This window comes from Bradyrhizobium centrosematis (assembly GCF_045571495.1).
GTDB classification, from domain to species: Bacteria; Pseudomonadota; Alphaproteobacteria; order Rhizobiales; family Xanthobacteraceae; genus Bradyrhizobium; species Bradyrhizobium centrosematis.
Window position 1 is genome coordinate 1,203,659 of the sequence record NZ_CP120703.1, and the last position, 15,141, is coordinate 1,218,799.

Annotated in this window: 18 protein-coding genes; 9 read left to right on the plus strand and 9 right to left on the minus strand. The window is 64.3% G+C overall.

Annotation, left to right across the window (positions count from 1 at the left end; all coding sequences use genetic code 11):
• Positions 1-8: 8 nt before the first annotated feature.
• Both P6U31_RS05705 and P6U31_RS05710 read left to right on the plus strand, forming a co-directional pair.
• Complete coding sequence (locus P6U31_RS05705; protein WP_407187271.1) at positions 9-1,415, plus strand: O-antigen ligase family protein; 1,407 nt, start codon at positions 9-11, stop codon at positions 1,413-1,415.
• Positions 1,416-1,430: 15 nt separating this feature from the next.
• Positions 1,431-2,567 (plus strand): GNAT family N-acetyltransferase, encoded by a 1,137-nt coding sequence (locus P6U31_RS05710; protein WP_407187272.1) that lies wholly within the window; start codon positions 1,431-1,433, stop codon positions 2,565-2,567.
• Positions 2,568-2,608: 41 nt separating this feature from the next.
• Here P6U31_RS05710 and wrbA read toward each other — a convergent pair whose 3' ends face one another.
• The 3 genes from wrbA to P6U31_RS05725 form a co-directional block, all read right to left on the minus strand.
• Positions 2,609-3,208: an NAD(P)H:quinone oxidoreductase gene (gene wrbA, locus P6U31_RS05715; RefSeq protein WP_407187273.1), complete on the minus strand. Its 600-nt coding sequence runs from the start codon at positions 3,206-3,208 to the stop codon at positions 2,609-2,611.
• A 191-nt stretch (positions 3,209-3,399) separates the two neighbouring features.
• Entirely contained in the window at positions 3,400-4,098 is a 699-nt protein-coding gene (locus P6U31_RS05720) for a pirin family protein (protein WP_407187274.1), read from the minus strand.
• Positions 4,099-4,136: 38 nt separating this feature from the next.
• Positions 4,137-4,889 (minus strand): SDR family NAD(P)-dependent oxidoreductase, encoded by a 753-nt coding sequence (locus P6U31_RS05725; RefSeq protein ID WP_407187275.1) that lies wholly within the window; start codon positions 4,887-4,889, stop codon positions 4,137-4,139.
• 119 nt (positions 4,890-5,008) lie between these two features.
• Between P6U31_RS05725 and P6U31_RS05730 the strand changes: the two genes are divergently transcribed.
• Entirely contained in the window at positions 5,009-5,944 is a 936-nt protein-coding gene (locus tag P6U31_RS05730) for a LysR family transcriptional regulator (protein ID WP_407187276.1), read from the plus strand.
• A 50-nt stretch (positions 5,945-5,994) separates the two neighbouring features.
• Here the strand turns inward: P6U31_RS05730 and P6U31_RS05735 are convergent, their stop codons facing one another.
• Entirely contained in the window at positions 5,995-6,252 is a 258-nt protein-coding gene (locus tag P6U31_RS05735; RefSeq protein WP_407187277.1) for a hypothetical protein, read from the minus strand.
• Between the two features lie 250 nt (positions 6,253-6,502).
• Between P6U31_RS05735 and P6U31_RS05740 the strand changes: the two genes are divergently transcribed.
• Both P6U31_RS05740 and P6U31_RS05745 read left to right on the plus strand, forming a co-directional pair.
• Positions 6,503-7,489, plus strand: a complete 987-nt coding sequence (locus P6U31_RS05740) for a Bug family tripartite tricarboxylate transporter substrate binding protein (RefSeq protein WP_407187278.1) — start codon at positions 6,503-6,505, stop codon at positions 7,487-7,489.
• 154 nt (positions 7,490-7,643) lie between these two features.
• Positions 7,644-7,982 (plus strand): hypothetical protein, encoded by a 339-nt coding sequence (locus P6U31_RS05745; RefSeq protein WP_407187279.1) that lies wholly within the window; start codon positions 7,644-7,646, stop codon positions 7,980-7,982.
• A gap of 66 nt (positions 7,983-8,048) precedes the next feature.
• Here the strand turns inward: P6U31_RS05745 and P6U31_RS05750 are convergent, their stop codons facing one another.
• From P6U31_RS05750 to P6U31_RS05760, 3 genes are read right to left on the minus strand one after another with little or no spacing between them, the layout of a single operon-like run.
• Positions 8,049-8,879 (minus strand): adenylate/guanylate cyclase domain-containing protein, encoded by an 831-nt coding sequence (locus P6U31_RS05750; RefSeq protein ID WP_407189771.1) that lies wholly within the window; start codon positions 8,877-8,879, stop codon positions 8,049-8,051.
• A 60-nt stretch (positions 8,880-8,939) separates the two neighbouring features.
• Positions 8,940-9,407 (minus strand): YbaK/EbsC family protein, encoded by a 468-nt coding sequence (locus tag P6U31_RS05755; RefSeq protein ID WP_407187280.1) that lies wholly within the window; start codon positions 9,405-9,407, stop codon positions 8,940-8,942.
• 37 nt (positions 9,408-9,444) lie between these two features.
• Positions 9,445-10,176 carry a haloacid dehalogenase type II gene (locus P6U31_RS05760; protein WP_407187281.1) on the minus strand — a complete coding sequence of 244 codons (732 nt, stop codon included), beginning with the start codon at positions 10,174-10,176 and terminating at the stop codon, positions 9,445-9,447.
• Between the two features lie 278 nt (positions 10,177-10,454).
• On the opposite strand from P6U31_RS05760, the gene P6U31_RS05765 reads away from it, so the two are divergent.
• A complete protein-coding gene (locus P6U31_RS05765; protein ID WP_407187282.1) occupies positions 10,455-11,681 on the plus strand; it encodes a glycosyltransferase family 87 protein in 1,227 nt (408 codons plus the stop codon).
• Between the two features lie 37 nt (positions 11,682-11,718).
• Here the strand turns inward: P6U31_RS05765 and P6U31_RS05770 are convergent, their stop codons facing one another.
• Positions 11,719-12,090, minus strand: coding sequence for a winged helix-turn-helix transcriptional regulator (locus P6U31_RS05770; RefSeq protein WP_407189772.1), 372 nt, complete (start codon positions 12,088-12,090; stop codon positions 11,719-11,721).
• Between the two features lie 148 nt (positions 12,091-12,238).
• On the opposite strand from P6U31_RS05770, the gene P6U31_RS05775 reads away from it, so the two are divergent.
• The gene (locus P6U31_RS05775) at positions 12,239-12,973 is read left to right on the plus strand and encodes an SDR family NAD(P)-dependent oxidoreductase (protein WP_407187283.1); all 735 of its coding nucleotides are present in this window, start codon (positions 12,239-12,241) and stop codon (positions 12,971-12,973) included.
• 45 nt (positions 12,974-13,018) lie between these two features.
• On the opposite strand, the gene P6U31_RS05780 is transcribed toward P6U31_RS05775, so the two are convergent.
• The gene (locus P6U31_RS05780) at positions 13,019-13,903 is read right to left on the minus strand and encodes an amidohydrolase family protein (protein ID WP_407187284.1); all 885 of its coding nucleotides are present in this window, start codon (positions 13,901-13,903) and stop codon (positions 13,019-13,021) included.
• A 312-nt stretch (positions 13,904-14,215) separates the two neighbouring features.
• Here P6U31_RS05780 and ykgO point away from each other — a divergent pair, with 312 nt between their 5' ends.
• Positions 14,216-14,341, plus strand: coding sequence for a type B 50S ribosomal protein L36 (ykgO, locus tag P6U31_RS05785; protein WP_006611362.1), 126 nt, complete (start codon positions 14,216-14,218; stop codon positions 14,339-14,341).
• A 107-nt stretch (positions 14,342-14,448) separates the two neighbouring features.
• Positions 14,449-15,081: a tetratricopeptide repeat protein gene (locus P6U31_RS05790; protein ID WP_407187285.1), complete on the plus strand. Its 633-nt coding sequence runs from the start codon at positions 14,449-14,451 to the stop codon at positions 15,079-15,081.
• The last annotated feature ends 60 nt before the right edge of the window (positions 15,082-15,141 follow it).

The following is a 15,141-nucleotide window of genomic DNA, read 5'->3' on the forward strand; positions in this document are numbered from 1 at the left end:
ACCGCAGCATGGACCGCAGCGCCGCCGACGTGACCGGGATCGAGGCCCAATCGTTGGGCCGTGTCCTGCGCGATGGCCTGGCGGAGCTGAGCGCCGCGCAAGCTGCGCGCTGTCTGATCGCCGTCGCGTCGCTGCTGCTGGTGCTGGTGACGCTCGATCCGTTCCCGGATCTGCGCAATCCCGACGTCACCACCGTCGTCGGCGGACGAATGGCGGCGACCTATCTCGCCTGGGGGCTGTTGGCGGCGGCCGCGGTGCTGTTCGTCGCTGCCAGGGATGCGCCCGCGCTGAAGACCCTGCTGACACCGCTGCATCTCTGCCTTATGGGCTGGCTGCTGATCAACATCGTCCTCTCGCAGAACGCCGGCGTGTCGCTGCAGCGCTTCGTCCTGCTCGTCAGCGTGACGTCGCTCGCCGTCCTGATGCCATTGCTGCCGCCGACGCAGCGCAGCTTCAATATGTGCCTTGGCGGCGCCGCGCTGGTGCTGCTCGCGCTTTGCTATCTCGGTGTGTTCCTGGCGCCGCAATATTCGATGCACACCGCGCTCGACATCACCGAGCCGCAGCTCGCCGGCGACTGGCGCGGCAGTTTTGGTCATAAGAACATCGCCTCGCCGGTGATGACCATCCTGGTCTATGTCGGGATCTATTTGTCCGCGGTCGGCTCGTTCGTGATGGGACCCGCGATTGCCGCGCTGGCCGGCGTCTTCCTGGTCTTCACCGGTGGCAAGACCTCGTCGGTGCTGTGCCTTGCGATCTACGCGCTCGCCTCGCTGGTCTATGTCACCCCAGGTCTGTGGCTGAAACGGATCATGTGCTTCGTGCCGCTGGTCGTGATGAACCTGCTCACCGTCGGCAGTGTCCTGAGCCCGGCGCTCGGGGCCATGACGCGGCTGCTTCCGCTCGATCCCACCTTCACGGGCCGTTCCGACATCTGGGAGTTCGCGTTGGCGGCCGTGGCCGAGAAGCCGATCATCGGCCACGGCTATGCGGCCTTCTGGGACGACGTCACGGCACGGCAGACCGCACAAGGCGCGGAATGGGCGACGTCCGCGGCGCACAGCCACAACAGCTATCTCGACCTCGCCGTCACCATCGGCCTGCCCGGGCTACTGCTGGTGATCCTCGTCTTCGTGCTCGCGCCGCTCGGCAATTTCCAGTCAGCCCGGATCCACAACCGCAGTGGCGCGATGGCGAAGCTGTTCCTCACCGTGTGGCTGTTCGGCCTTTATTATGGAGCAACCGAGACCTTCCTGCTCGAACGGCAGAACCCGATCTGGTTCATGTTCGCCCTGGCGGTGTCCGGTCTGCATTTCCTGGCGAGGTTCCAGTGCGTTGCGCAAGCAGAGCCGAACGATGAGCGCCGTTCGCGTTGGTCTGCGACAAAACAGAGTCTATCTGGAAACATTCAGTAGTCGTATGTCCCGCGGATGACGTCTCTCAGCGTCGAGCAATCGGATGGTCTTGCGTCCAGCACGCCGAAAATCGCGGTCGATTTCGCGCGTGACTGGCGTCAGGCCGCCTTGCGCCTGAACGCCGGGCATCGCACCGCTTTCCAGCACGACTATTGGCTCGGCCCCTGGTACCAGGCGTTCCAGGATGCCGCGCCGTTGATTGCCGTGATCTCCGAGGCCGCCAGCGGCAAGGTCATCGCGGTGGTGCCGATGATCAGCCATGTCAGGCGCGGCATCCGCATCGTCGAATTCGCCGATCTCGGCGTCTCCGACAACAACGCGCCGATCCTGGCGCCCGACGCTGCGCTGGACGCGACGGCGATCAACACGGCGCTGATCGATGCGCTGCGCGCGCTGCCCGAAGGTTTCGATCTGCTCCGAATGCGGAAGATGCCGGCCCAGGTCGGCGGCAAGCCGAACCCGCTGGTGTCGCGCGGCCGGATCGGATGCTCCTCGCTCAACGGCAATCTCGTACTGATGGGTGACGACTATGCGGGCTATCAGACATCGATCAAGCGCATGCAGATGCCGCGTTGCTGGCGCGTATTCAGCCGGCACCGGGGCGCGCGGTTCGAGATCGCCACGGATGTTGCGCGCGCGCATGAACTGATGGACGTGATGGATGTCCAGCAGCAGGCGCGCATGCGAAAGCTCGGCTCGCGGTTCGTCCTCAACGACGAGGCTCACGCACGATTCTATCGCGAGGTCGCCCGCCGGGGCGTCGCAGAAGGCTATGTCGTCGTTTCGGCCCTGGTCTGCGACGAGGGTGTCGTCGGCACCTCATTCGGCGTCAGGCTGGGCACGACCTATTACCTGCTGCGCATCAGCCACGGCGGCGACGCATGGTCGAGCTGCTCGCCGGGGCTGCTCGTCGCCGAACGCACCATGGCGGCGCTGCATGCCGAGGGCGTGCGCCGTTTCGACCTCGGCATCGGCAATCTGGATTACAAGCGGCGCTTCGGCGCCGAGCGAGTGCCGCTGACCGATGTCACGGTCGCGCTGACCTGGCGCGGCGCCCCTTTCGCGTGGCGCGACCACGTCGCGCAAGGCCTGCGTCGCTATCCCGCGGTGGCCGCCCTTGCGGCGCGGGCCATGGGCAAAGGCCGACGTTGAAGCGGCATTCCCGAACGGGAATGCCGCGATCGCAGGCCATCTCAGCCATGGAGCTGCTTGGCGGTCTCCGCGATCTGGCGTCCCTGATAGCGCGCGCCGGCGAGCTCGTTGGCGCTGGGCTGGCGGCTGCCGTCGCCGCCGGTGATCGTGGTGGCGCCGTAGGGCGCGCCGCCCGTGACCTCGTCGAGCTTCATCTGGCCGGCGAAACCGTAGTTCATGCCGACCACGACCATGCCGAAATGCAAGAGGTTGGTGATGATCGAGAACAGCGTCGTCTCCTGGCCGCCATGCTGGGTCGCAGTCGAGGTAAAGGCGCCGCCGACCTTGCCGTGCAGCGCGCCCTTGGCCCAGAGCCCGCCAGCCTGGTCGAGGAAGTTCGCCATCTGCGAGGCCATGCGGCCGAAGCGGGTGCCGGTGCCGACGATGATCGCGTCGTAATTGGCGAGGTCCTCGATCTTGGCCACCGGTGCAGCCTGATCGAGCTTGTAATGGGACGCCTTGGCGACCTCGGCCGGCACCAGCTCCGGCACTCGCTTGATGTCGACGGTCGCGCCGGCCTCGCGCGCGCCTTCGGCGACGGCATTCGCCATCGCTTCGATATGGCCATAGGCGGAATAATAGAGGACGAGAACTTTGGTCATGGTGGTCTCCGTTGGGATTGGGAAGGATGACTTGCTTGTTCGCTGTCGTTGCCGGGCTTGACCCGCCTGCGAGGCCGAAGCCTCTTCGGCGTGGCGTAGGCCGGCAACCCATCGCCCGTCGAAAAGCTCCTTGCGAAGGTGATGGATGCCCGGGGCAGGCCCGGGCATGACGAGTTTGTGGGTGTGGCGCTCTACGCTGCGTCCACGAGCACGAGCTCGGAATCTTCCAGCGCCGTGATTGTCAGCCGCGCCTCGTCGCGGATCGCGGCGCCGTCGCGCGCATTGACGCGCACCCCGTTGATCTCGACGGCGCCTGCCGCGGGCACCAGATAGAGGTGCCGTGACGTCTGCGGTGCGTACTCCGCGGTCTCGCCGGCTTTCAGCGTGGTGGCGAGCACCCGCGCATCCGCGCGGATCGGCAGCGCGTCGGTGTCACCCGCAAGGCCGCTGGCGATGGTGACGAGCTTGCCGGAGCGGTCGGCCTTGGGGAACGGCTTCGAGCCCCAGGTCGGCTGGCCGCCGCGCTGCGTCGGCTCGATCCAGATCTGGAAGATTCGCGTCCTGGTCGGCTCCAGATTGTACTCGGAGTGACGGATGCCGCTGCCGGCGCTCATCACCTGCACGTCGCCGGCTTCAGTGCGACCCTCGTTGCCGAGGCTGTCCTGATGGGTGATCGCGCCTTCGCGTACATAGGTGATGATCTCCATGTTGGCGTGGGGATGGGCGGGGAAGCCGGTGTTCGGCGCGATCTCGTCGTCGTTCCACACGCGCAATGCGCCGTGACCCATGTTGTTCGGATCATAATGGCTGGCGAAGGAGAAATGATGTTTTGCCTTCAGCCAGCCGTGATCGACGCCGCCGAGCTTGTCGAAAGGTCTGAGTTCGATCATCTGCGTAATTCCCTTGGGTTTGACGAGTGGCGCCTCGGTCAGGCGCCGAACCCGCCGTCGACGTTGAGCACGGTGCCGGTGACGAAGGAGGCGTCCGGGCTTGCGAGGAACACGATTCCGGCGGCGACTTCCTCGGGCCGGCCGAAGCGTTGCAGCGCATGCTGCTTGCGCTGGGCCTCGGCGAACTCGCCGCCATCCTTCGGGTTCATGTCGGTGTCGATCGAGCCGGGCTGCACCACGTTCACGGTGATGCCGCGCGGGCCGAGGTCGCGGGCCGCGCCCTTGGTGTAGCCGACCACGGCCGCCTTGGTGGCGACGTAATCGGCAAGGCCCGGGAACGAGGCGCGGTCGGCGAGCATCGAGCCGACGGTGACGATGCGGCCGCCTTCACCCATCAGCTGCGCGGCGGCGCGGATCGCCGCGATCACGCCGTGCACATTGATCTGATCCTGGCGCGCGAGCGCATCCGTATTCGCGTTGGCGTCGTCGATGGCGCCGCCGGCGGCGACGCCGGCATTGTTGACGAGGATGTCGAGATGGCCGAATTCCTTGGCGACGTCGTTGACCAGTTGTGTCACCTCCTTCGCCGAGGCCTGGTCGGCCTTGAAGGCGCGGGCCTTGACGCCCTTGGCCTTCAGCTCGGTCACGACCGCTTCCGCCTTTTCCGGCGAGGCGACATAGCTGATGGCGACGTCAGCGCCTTCCTCGGCGAGGGCGCGGGCGCTTGCTGCGCCGATCCCGCGCGAGCCGCCGGTGACGAGGGCAACCTTGCCTGAGAGCTTCTTGGTCATTGGATTGCTCCATTCCCTGAGTTTGCGATTGACCTCTTGGATAAGCCTCAGGCCGTGGTATAAAAATAGAAACTGTTGAAACACATTGTTTCCAGAAAGTTACTGATGGGATCGGCTCCATGGCAAAACTCCCGGATTTCGAGGCGCTCGCGATTTTCGCAAAAGTCGTGGAATTACGGTCGTTTGCGGGGGCCGCAAGCGAGCTGGCGATGTCCAAGGCCACGGTCTCCAAGGCCGTCACGCGTCTGGAGGAGCGGCTCGGTGCCCGGCTGTTCAACCGCACCTCGCGCCGGCTTGCGCTGACCGACGCCGGGCACAAGCTCGCCGAGCGCGCGACGCGTCTTCTGGCCGACGGCGAAGCCGCGGAGAACGAGGCGCTGGCGCAATCGGTGGCGCCGCGCGGCCTGGTGCGGCTCGCCGTGCCCATGACGTTCGGCATCAAGGCAGTGGCGCCGCTGCTGCCGGAATTCTTCGAGGCTTATCCCGAGGTCTCTGTCGATCTGCATCTGAGCGATGCGACCGTCGACCTGATCGGCGAGGGTTTCGACATGGCGGTGCGGATCGCGCGGCTGCCGGACTCCTCGCTGATCGCACGGCGGCTCTTCACCATGCCGCGCTTCACCGTGGCCGCGCCGTCCTATCTCAAGCGCCATGGCCGGCCGACGCATCCGATGCATCTGGCCGAGCATAAATGCTTCAGCTACGCCTACATGTCGACACCCAACATCTGGCACTACACCAACGCGGCCGGTGAGCAGGCCAGCGTGCGTCCGGGCGGGCAGCTCCGCGTCAACAATGGCGAAGCCGTGATGCCGGCGCTGATCGCGGGACTGGGCATCGCCGAGCTCCCCGAGTTCATCGTGGGCGAAGCCATTTCCTCCGGCGCGGTCGAAGTGATCCTGAAGGACTGGAAGCAGGCCGAGGGCGCCGTGCACCTCGTCACCCCGCCCGGTGGCCCCAGGCCAGCGCGCGTCGAGGCGCTCGGCGATTTCCTCGCAGCGAAGCTGCCGGGCACATGCAAGCGGCGGCCGCGCCGGAAGGTCAAGGGAGCCTAGAGCGGGCTGTTTCAACAATCCCGTCATTGCGCGCGCAATGACGGTGCCGACTACGACACCTTGGCGCCGTCGATCGCGACGATGCGCAAGGTCGGCTTCAGCGTCTCGTCGAGCCGTGTCTTCAATTCATGAACGCGCGGGTCGCTCGACCGCGCGGCGCACAGGCCGTATTGGTGCACGGATTGCGCCAAGGCGCGCCGCGCTTCCGGCGTCCGCGTCAATTCGGGCTTTGACAGCCGCAACACGATCGCCGCGAGATTCACCAGCATCTCGTCGAGCGCGACGTCGATGGTCGCCAGATTCCGCATCACTCACTCTCCCTGAGAGGGCAACAGCGGGTCCAGACATGCGTTCCTGCCGGAGCCGGACATGGCTAATGCTTCGTAAACGTCTTGTTCTTGCCCCTTGGCGCGCTAGAGCGTTTTCGAGCGAAGTGGACACCGGTTCGCGTGAAGAAAACGCGTCAAAACAAGAATCTAGAGCTTCGGTTCTGATTCAATCAGAACCGAAAATGCTCTAGGCTGGCAACGAAACAAGAAAATCGGGAGAGGGCCCATCATGGATCGACGCGATCTCTTGCGTGCGGCTGCGGCATGGCCGCTGTTGCGGGCGGCTCTGCCGGATCCGGCCTTCGCCCAGGCCTATCCGCTGCGCAACATCACCATGATCGTGCCGTTCCCGGCCGGCGGGCAGGCCGATCTTGCCGCGCGCCCGGTGGCGATGGCGCTGGAGCGCATTCTCGGCAAGACCGTGGTGGTCGACAACCGTGCCGGAGGCGGCGGCGGCTCGGTCGGCAATGCCGCGGCAGCGCGCGCCGAACCCGACGGCTACACGCTGCTGATGACGCTGTCCTCGCTCGCGGTGCTTCCTGAGGCCGACCGTCTGTTCGACCGTCCGGTCGCCTATGAGGTCTCGCAATTCATGCCGATCGCACGCGTGCTCGCCGATCCCACGCTGCTGGCGGTGCCGGCGTCGGCGCCGTGGAAGACGGCGCAGGATTTCGTTGAAGATGCGAAGAAGCGCCCGGGCCAGATCACCTACGGCTCGTCCGGGCCCTACGGCACGCTGCATGTGGCGATGGAGATGTTCGCCAGCAGCGCCGGCATCAAGCTGCTGCACGTGCCCTTCCGCGGCGCAGGTCCCGCGCTCACCGCCATCCTCAGCGGCACGGTGCAGGCCATCGCTGCCGCACCGGGAACGCTGAAGCCGCAGGTGGACGACGGTAAGCTGCGCGTGCTCGGCAATTGCGGCGCGCAGCGCATTGCGAGCTTCCCGGACGTGCCGACCTTCCAGGAGCTCGGCTACAAGGACGTCGAGATGTACATCTGGGCCGGGCTGTTCGCTCAGAGTTCACTTCCCGCGCCGATCGCGACGCGCCTGCGCGAGGCGATGGCGCAGGTGATGACGAGTCCCGACGTGCTCAAGGCCTTCGAAACGTCGGGCAGTCTCGTCGCCTATCAGGACGCGCCGGCCTTCGCCCAATTCGTCGCGACCGATAGCGCGCGGCTGATCGCAGCGGTGAAGAAGATCGGCAAGGTCGAGTAGGCGGCGCGGCGTCCTGGTGCGGGGCGCCAGGGACTCAAGCGTCCGCGAGAGCTGCAGGAGTTCCAGCGGCGTTTTCACATTTTGTTGTTGGTCCAGAACCGGCTCCCGCCTCATTGATTGATGAAAATCGAAGGGAATCGAGAAGGATCGGGACATGCGAACAGAGCGGATTGCGCTGGGTGTCGTGCTCGCGATCGGCGGCATCGTCTCGCCGGGCGCAGCATTCGCCGAAGAATATCGCGGGACCATGGAGCAGCAGATGGCCTGCACACCGGACGTCTGGCGGCTGTGCAGCGACCAGATTCCGGACGTGAGCCGCATCACGGCTTGCCTGCAGCAAAACACGCCGCAGCTGTCGAGCGGCTGCCGTGCCGTGTTCCAGTCCAACAACCAGATGCCGCCGCAGCAGCAGGTCCCGCGCAACCGCGCCGCGCCGCCGCGCTACAACACTGCGCCGCCGCCACCCCCGCGTCCCTATGATAACGACGATTAGGCGCTGACGAGCGCATGATCCGGAGAACTGCGCAGCGGCAGGCGAGACGATGTCGTACCGCCGCGTTCAGCGCTCTGTCCGACTGTCCGATTCAGCTCGGTGTCCAAGCGTCATCCGCAAGACGACACCGAACAGAATGGCTGCGACCGGCCAATGAAACCAGATCCTGTGGCTGGTGAACAGATTGATCAGGATCAGGAACGCCGAGACCGTGAGGGCCGCCACAACCGGGCGCGGCAGCCTCGTAAGCCAATCCGAGACGACATTCGTCGGCGGAGACGGCACGCGCCTGTCGTCCAACCGCGGAGCCCGCGGCCTCTCCGGGGAAGTTGCGCGTTGCTCGCTCGGGAAGCTCCCTGACGCGGCGGCCTGGCCAGCCAGGGTCAGCCGATAGCTGGTCAGGGGGGCAATGTTCTTCATCGGGCGCTGGCCGAGGCAGTCGAAGCCGACGGACAGCTTGTTGTGCACCTGATCGTAGACGGAGCTCGAGATCACGACACCGCCGGGTTCGGCGAGCTCTTGCAGGCGCGACGCGATATTGACCCCGTCGCCATAGATGTCGGTGCCGTCCACCATCACGTCGCCGAGGTTGATGCCGATACGAAACTGCATCGGGCTCGCCTGAGGCGAAGTCGACGCCTGGCTGGAGATCTCCTGCTGGATCTCGACCGCGCATTGCACGGCCTCGACGACGCTGGCGAACTCGGCGATCACGGCATCGCCCCAGGTATTCACGATGCGGCCGTCATGACGCTCGACCAATCGCGCAATGGCCGTCCGGTAGCGGCGAAGCGTCTCCAACGTTCCGGTCTCGTCCGCTTCCATGAGGCGAGAATAGCCGTACACGTCAGCGCACAGCACGGTGGTGAGTCGTCGCTTTACCTTGTCGTCCGTCATCGTCGCCATGCTAGCCTCCCTGACCCGCAAATGCATCAGGTATCGTAGCCGGTGCTGCCTTTAAGTCCTGGCCTCGCAGACATCGACCCATTCGGCCGCAGTCAACTCGGCCATGCGATCGGGGGTGATGCGCACCGCGCTGTGGGTCGAGCCCGCGGCCGGCACCACGACATCGAAGGCCTTCAGCGAGATGTCACAATAGACCGGCAGCGGTGACTTCAGCCCGAACGGGCAGACGCCGCCGACCTCGTGTCCGGTGATGTCGGCGACCTCCTCCAGCCCCAGCATCTTCGGCTTGCCGCCGAACTGCGCTTTGACCTTCTTGTTGTCCATCCGCGAGGTGCCGGCGGCGACGATCAGGATCACGCGTTCGCCGACGCGCAAGCTCAGGGTCTTCGCGATCATTCCGGGCTCGACGCCATAGGCTTCGGCCGCCAGCAGCACGGTGGCCGAGCTGACCGGGGATTCGATGACGGTGATGTCGGGGGCTTTCTCGGCAAAGAAGGCGCGAACGGATTCCAGGCTCATTCCAGGCAGCTCATGTCAGACTTGCGGGCGGCGATGGCTAAGCAATCATCGGCAGCTCGGCGAGCGCGCGGACACGATAATCCGGCGCAAAGCCAAGCTCGTCCATCTGGGTGCGGATCGCCTTGAACATCGTGAGCGGTGCCACGAGTTCGGTCTCGACGCAAGCCAGCGCCATGGCTTCCGGCGTCACCCGCTCGATCCAGGCGACATTCAGCCCGAACGACTTTGCCCCCGCCACGTCCCAGGGATTGGAGGACACGAACAGCACCTCTTCAGGCGCGGTGCCGAGCTCCTCGCCGATCAGCTCATAGGCCGCCGGGCTCGGCTTGAAGATCTTCTTTGCGTCCACGCTGATGGTCGCATCGAGCAGGCGGTCGAGCTTGCTGTTGCGCACCAGCGCATTCAGCATGTCCGGACTGCCATTGGAGAGAATGGCAAGCTTTCGCGGTTTCAGCGCCGTGAGCGCGGCGGTCGCATCCGGATAAAGATCAAGATGCAGGTACTTCTCGATGACGCGCTCGAATGCCTCCTGCTCGTAGTCGAGCCCGAGCATGCGCAGCGTATAGGCCAGCGAGTCCCGCGTCACGGCCGCAAAATCCTGGTACCGCCGCATCAGCGAGCGCAGCCAGGTGTATTCGAGCTGCTTGATCCGCCAGACCTGCGTGATGATCTCGCCATAGCCCGGAAACGCATCTTCGGTGATCTCGGCGACCGACTGGATGTCGTAGAGCGTTCCGTAGGCATCGAAGACGACGGCGTTGATGCTCATCGGCTGTCCTTCCAGACAATTGTCGCCGCGAGAATGCGGCTTGGGGCGTACGTACAACCGCCAGCTTACCAGAGCAAAGCGGACGTCTGCACGTGTGATCGGCGGCCTGCGGACAATGCCCGAGCCGCGGGATCCGAAACGGCAGGGCTTGTGTGCACACTTTCACATCGAACGTCCCGCACATCAGCCCGATAGGATTTGACCAAGCCCCCGCTGCCCTGTACTTGCGCCGACTCCCCGTGAACTGAGGCTTTACCCTTTGAGCTGCATAATGAACCATGACAAGCTTGGCGCAGGCGTTCCCCTCGGCATCAGTCAGGATCTATGCCGCCTTCACCGTGGTGGCTGCGGCGATTCTGCTGGCGGTCGTCGTGCTGGACTTCCAATTGGCGGCAGCCCAGTCATTCCCATCCTTTGTGCTCGACCCCGGTGGTTTTCCGGTCGGTCGTGATTTTCTGAACACTTGGATGGGCGGCCGGTCCGCCTTTTCCGGGGGGCCTGCGGACTGGTTTGATTACGACGTCTACATGGCTGCATTGGCGAAGGTGACCGGCATCCCCGGTCTGGCACCCATGTATTGGTCGTATCCGCCGCACCTTCTGTTCCTTATTTGGCCCTTTGGCCTGCTTGGCTTCCTGCCGTCGTACATCGTGTGGTGCGTCGCCGGGCTCGCACTCTATGTTTGGGCGGCAATATCGTGCGGTGTCGAACGAAGATACTGGCTGTTTCTGGCGGTCGCACCGGCCGTTACCGTCAACGTCTTCCTGGGCCAGAATGGCTTTTTGACCGCTGTGCTCCTCATCGGCGGTCTGGCAAATCTCGATCGGCGACCGATACTGGCCGGAATCTTGTTCGGTATCTTGACGATCAAGCCGCAGCTCGGGCTCCTGCTTCCGATCTTGTTGGTGCTGCGAGGGCACTGGCGGGTCATTGGCTCTGCCGTCGTGACAACAGCGTTGCTTGTCGCAGCGACGGCAGCGTGGTTCGGCCCGGAAATCTGGATGGACTATTGGCGCAAAGTCATGCCGCATCAGCACGAATTGCTCGAGGTGGCAGGTGCCATGCGTTGGCCGATCGTTGCTTCAGCCCTGATCAACGCGCGCCTCGCGGGTGCATCGGCTGATCTGGCCTGGGTGGTGCAAGGGGTGGCGTCGGCCTTTGCCGTTGGTGCGGTGGTTTGGACGTTCTGGCGCAAGCGCGATCCAGTACTCTCCATGGCGCTCTTCGTGACCGCGACCTTCTTGTTTTCGCCCTGGATCATGAACTACGACATGGTCGTGTTCGGATGGATTGTCGGGCTGCTGCATCAGCGCGACAACGAAACGTTTGCCGATCAAGCTCTTTCGCTGGCGTTATGGATGTTGCCCATTCTGATGTTTCCATTTGGCTTCGCACAAATTCCCATTGCTGGACTGATCCTGCCGTTGTTCGCCGCTCGCCTTCTGTGGCGGCTGGCCGATACGTCCAACCAAGCCTCGTTGGCCACGGTGCCGGCTTCACCTTGAGCGGCGACATTCCTCCAAAGGCGAGTTGCAGCGCAGGCTAGGCGGTCGGCTGACGTCCTCGCCGCGTCCAGGTCGCTCGCTCCGCGAACACCTGGCTGACCTCGGCCATGTGTTCAGTGCCCCACGCGCAGAGCGGCACGAGGGCTTGGGCGAGGCTGTGACCCAGGGAAGTGAGGCTATAGTCCACCCGCGGCGGCACCTCCTTGTAGTCGGTCCGCTTCACGAGGCCATCGGCCTCCAGCTCCTTCAGCTGCTGGATCAGCACCTTGTCGCTGACGTCGCGTATGGCGCGCCGGAGCTCGCCGTAACGCGTCGGTCCGTCCTGGGCGAGGAAGTAAAGGATCAGCGGCTTCCACTTGCCGGCGATGACCCGCAGGGTCGCATCTAAGCCGCAGGTGAAGCCGGGCAAAGTCGGCGTGCAACTCTGGACCGGTGTCGGAGCCTGTGCAGGGGGGAAAGTCGTGTCTGACATTTTTTGGGTACTTACCAAAAGGTGCATACTTGTCGTCAGGTGGGTACGCCGCCAGCTCAGTGCAACCTCAATGAAGGAGCACATCATGAGCAGACTACAAGGCAAGACCGCGGTGGTGACCGGCGGCGGCACCGGGATCGGATTTGGCGCGGCGAAACGGTTCGTCGACGAAGGCGCGTTCGTCTATCTGTTCGGACGGCGACAGCAGCAGCTCGATGCGGCCGTGGCGAAGCTCGGTTCTTCGGCACGAGCGGTGAGGGGCTCGGTCACCGATCTGTCTGACCTGGACCGGCTCTACGCGACGGTGAAGGCCGAACGAGGCGGGCTCGACATCCTGTTCGCCAATGCCGGGACCGGGTTGTTTGCGCCGCTCGGCGAGATCACGCCCGACCACTACGATCATATCTTCGACGTCAATGTGAAGGGGACCGTGTTCACGGTGCAGAAAGCTCTGCCGCTGATGGGGAAGGGGGCATCGATCATCCTCACCGGCTCGAGCACGGGCGTGATGGGGACGCCGCAATTCAGCATCTACAGCGCGACCAAGGCCGCGATCCGCAATCTGGCGCGGAGCTGGGCGCTGGACCTGCGCGGCACCGGCATCCGCGTCAACGTGCTGTCACCGGGGCCGACCAAGACGGAGCTGGCATTGGAGATCGTCGGCGAGGAGGCGTTTGATGCGCTCGGCAGCTCGACTCCGCTCGGACGCGTGGGCGACCCGAGCGAGACCGGGGGGGTGGCCGCATTCCTGGCGTCCTCGGACAGCAGCTACATGACCGGCGGCGAGGTCTTCGTCGACGGCGGTCTGGCGCAAGTTTGAGATCTGAGCATGAGGGCTTCGGTCACCCGAAGCCCTCGATGCGCGTCAGATCCCCAGCAGCTTGCGCGCGTTCGCCTTCAGCACCTTCGGCCGGATCTCGTCGCGGATGTCGATCTTGGCAAAGTCGGACAGCCAGCGGTCCGGGGTGATCACCGGCCAGTCCGAGCCGAACAGCATCTTGTCCTGCAGGATCGAGTTGATGTAGCGCACCAGGATCGGCGGAAAATATTTCGGCGACCAGCCCGAGAGGTCGATGTAGACGTTCGGCTTGTGGGTTGCGACCGATAGCGCCTCTTCCTGCCAGGGGAAGGAGGGGTGGGCGAGGATGATCTTGAGGTCGGGGAAATCGGCCGCGACGTCATCCATGTACATCGGGTTGGAATATTTCAGCCGCATGCCCATGCCGCCCGGCATGCCCGAGCCGACGCCGGTCTGCCCGGTATGAAACAGCGCGATCGCGCCGCCATTGTTGATCTCTTCATAGAGCGGGTAGGCCATGCGGTCGTTGGCATAGAAGCCCTGCATGGTCGGATGGAATTTGAAGCCGCGCACGCCGTATTCCTCGATCAGCTTGCGTGCTTCGCGCGCCCCGAGCTTGCCTTTGTGCGGGTCGATCGAGACGAAGGGGATGAGGACGTCGAGATGCTCCGAGGCGATCTCCAGCATCTCCTCATTCTTGTAGCGGCGGAAGCCGGTCTCGCGCTCGGCATCGACCGGGAAGATCACCGCGGCGATGTTCTTGGAGCGGTAATAGGCCGCGGTCTCCGGCACGGTCGGCGGATGCTTGTGCGGCGACTTGAAATACTCCGCCATCTGCGCCTGGAAGTCGTCATAGCCATCGTCAGGATGGGTGCCGCAGGGCTCCTCGGCATGGGTGTGGATGTCGATCGCGACGACATTGTCGATATCAGGCAGCTTCAGCTTCGGCATGGGTTTCCTCCCGACGGGTTGCCGAATTGATTATATGATATAACGAACTTGGCAAGGCGTCCTCGAAAGGCTCTGATTTCCCTGATGATAAATCGGGCCGATCCGGCCGCTTCTACTGTGCATGGGGTTGTTTTCGCGAATTTGCCGGTTCGGAACGGGGCAGTTAACATTGACATCACCGCCCGCCATGCCTTAAGAACCGCCCCGTCCCGGGCGGTCGGTCCGCCAGCGGGAAAGATCTCATTTTGCCACATTCGCGCGTGCCGCAACGGTAGTGCCGAAAACGGCCTTTCGAACGTTCAGGATTCCGCCATGAAGGTCCGTAACTCGCTGAAATCGCTGCGCGGTCGCCATCGCGCCAACCGCCTGGTCCGCCGCAAGGGCCGGGTCTATGTGATCAACAAGGTGCAGCGCCGCTTCAAGGCTCGCCAGGGCTGATCTCGCCCTGCCGGTCGCCCTTCGCGCGCCCCGCAAGACCACGGCTCACACTTGTTTGACGCCGCCTTTGCTTTGCAAGGGCGGCTTTGCGCGTTTAGACTTTGTCCATGGCAGTGAGATTCCCTTTCGCTTGCACTTTGTGTCTGGCCGTCGTGCTGGGAACCGTTGGCCTCGCGCCAGCCTGGGCGCAGCAGGTCGAGCCGTCCGGCAAGCAGAAGGCGCTTCCCGAGGCGCCGGCCAAGCTGCCCAAGGTCGATCGCACCAAGAATCTCGATTTCCTGTTCGGCGCCTTGAAGGCGGCGCCCGACGAAATCAGCGCCAAGCATGTCGAGGCGCGGATCTGGGCGATTTGGCTGCAGACCCCCAGCGACACCGCGGCGCTGTTGATGTCGCGCGCCAAGACCGCGGTCGATGCGAAGAAGATCGACGTCGCGATCAAGCTCTTGGATTCGGTCATCAAGCTCAGGCCCGACTATATCGAGGCCTGGAACCGGCGCGCCACGCTTTACTACATGCAGAACGACTATGGCCGGTCGCTCGCGGACATCCAGCAAGTGCTGATCCGGGAGCCGCGCCATTTCGGCGCGCTCGCGGGCCTCGGCATGATCATGCAGGAGGTCGGCGACGAGAAGCGCGCGCTCGAGGCCTATCGCAAGGCGCTCGCCGTCAATCCGCATCTCGAAAAGATCCCGGACCAGGTCAAGGCGCTGACCGAGAAGGTCGAAGGTCGCGACATCTAGCCTAGAACTCGATCATTTCTTGAGGGAACGCGGCGTCTTCGGATTAACCACGATCGGAAG

Excerpts from the sequence above, each read along its gene's own strand:
- P6U31_RS05705 (WP_407187271.1), top strand. The coding sequence starts at position 9 with ATGGACCGCAGCGCCGCCGACGTGACCGGGATCGAGGCCCAATCGTTG.
- P6U31_RS05710 (WP_407187272.1), top strand. The coding sequence starts at position 1,431 with ATGACGTCTCTCAGCGTCGAGCAATCGGATGGTCTTGCGTCCAGCACG.
- wrbA (WP_407187273.1), bottom strand. The coding sequence starts at position 3,208 with ATGACCAAAGTTCTCGTCCTCTATTATTCCGCCTATGGCCATATCGAA.
- P6U31_RS05720 (WP_407187274.1), bottom strand. The coding sequence starts at position 4,098 with ATGATCGAACTCAGACCTTTCGACAAGCTCGGCGGCGTCGATCACGGC.
- P6U31_RS05725 (WP_407187275.1), bottom strand. The coding sequence starts at position 4,889 with ATGACCAAGAAGCTCTCAGGCAAGGTTGCCCTCGTCACCGGCGGCTCG.
- P6U31_RS05730 (WP_407187276.1), top strand. The coding sequence starts at position 5,009 with ATGGCAAAACTCCCGGATTTCGAGGCGCTCGCGATTTTCGCAAAAGTC.
- P6U31_RS05735 (WP_407187277.1), bottom strand. The coding sequence starts at position 6,252 with ATGCGGAATCTGGCGACCATCGACGTCGCGCTCGACGAGATGCTGGTG.
- P6U31_RS05740 (WP_407187278.1), top strand. The coding sequence starts at position 6,503 with ATGGATCGACGCGATCTCTTGCGTGCGGCTGCGGCATGGCCGCTGTTG.
- P6U31_RS05745 (WP_407187279.1), top strand. The coding sequence starts at position 7,644 with ATGCGAACAGAGCGGATTGCGCTGGGTGTCGTGCTCGCGATCGGCGGC.
- P6U31_RS05750 (WP_407189771.1), bottom strand. The coding sequence starts at position 8,879 with ATGACGGACGACAAGGTAAAGCGACGACTCACCACCGTGCTGTGCGCT.
- P6U31_RS05755 (WP_407187280.1), bottom strand. The coding sequence starts at position 9,407 with ATGAGCCTGGAATCCGTTCGCGCCTTCTTTGCCGAGAAAGCCCCCGAC.
- P6U31_RS05760 (WP_407187281.1), bottom strand. The coding sequence starts at position 10,176 with ATGAGCATCAACGCCGTCGTCTTCGATGCCTACGGAACGCTCTACGAC.
- P6U31_RS05765 (WP_407187282.1), top strand. The coding sequence starts at position 10,455 with ATGACAAGCTTGGCGCAGGCGTTCCCCTCGGCATCAGTCAGGATCTAT.
- P6U31_RS05775 (WP_407187283.1), top strand. The coding sequence starts at position 12,239 with ATGAGCAGACTACAAGGCAAGACCGCGGTGGTGACCGGCGGCGGCACC.
- P6U31_RS05780 (WP_407187284.1), bottom strand. The coding sequence starts at position 13,903 with ATGCCGAAGCTGAAGCTGCCTGATATCGACAATGTCGTCGCGATCGAC.
- ykgO (WP_006611362.1), top strand. The coding sequence starts at position 14,216 with ATGAAGGTCCGTAACTCGCTGAAATCGCTGCGCGGTCGCCATCGCGCC.
- P6U31_RS05790 (WP_407187285.1), top strand. The coding sequence starts at position 14,449 with ATGGCAGTGAGATTCCCTTTCGCTTGCACTTTGTGTCTGGCCGTCGTG.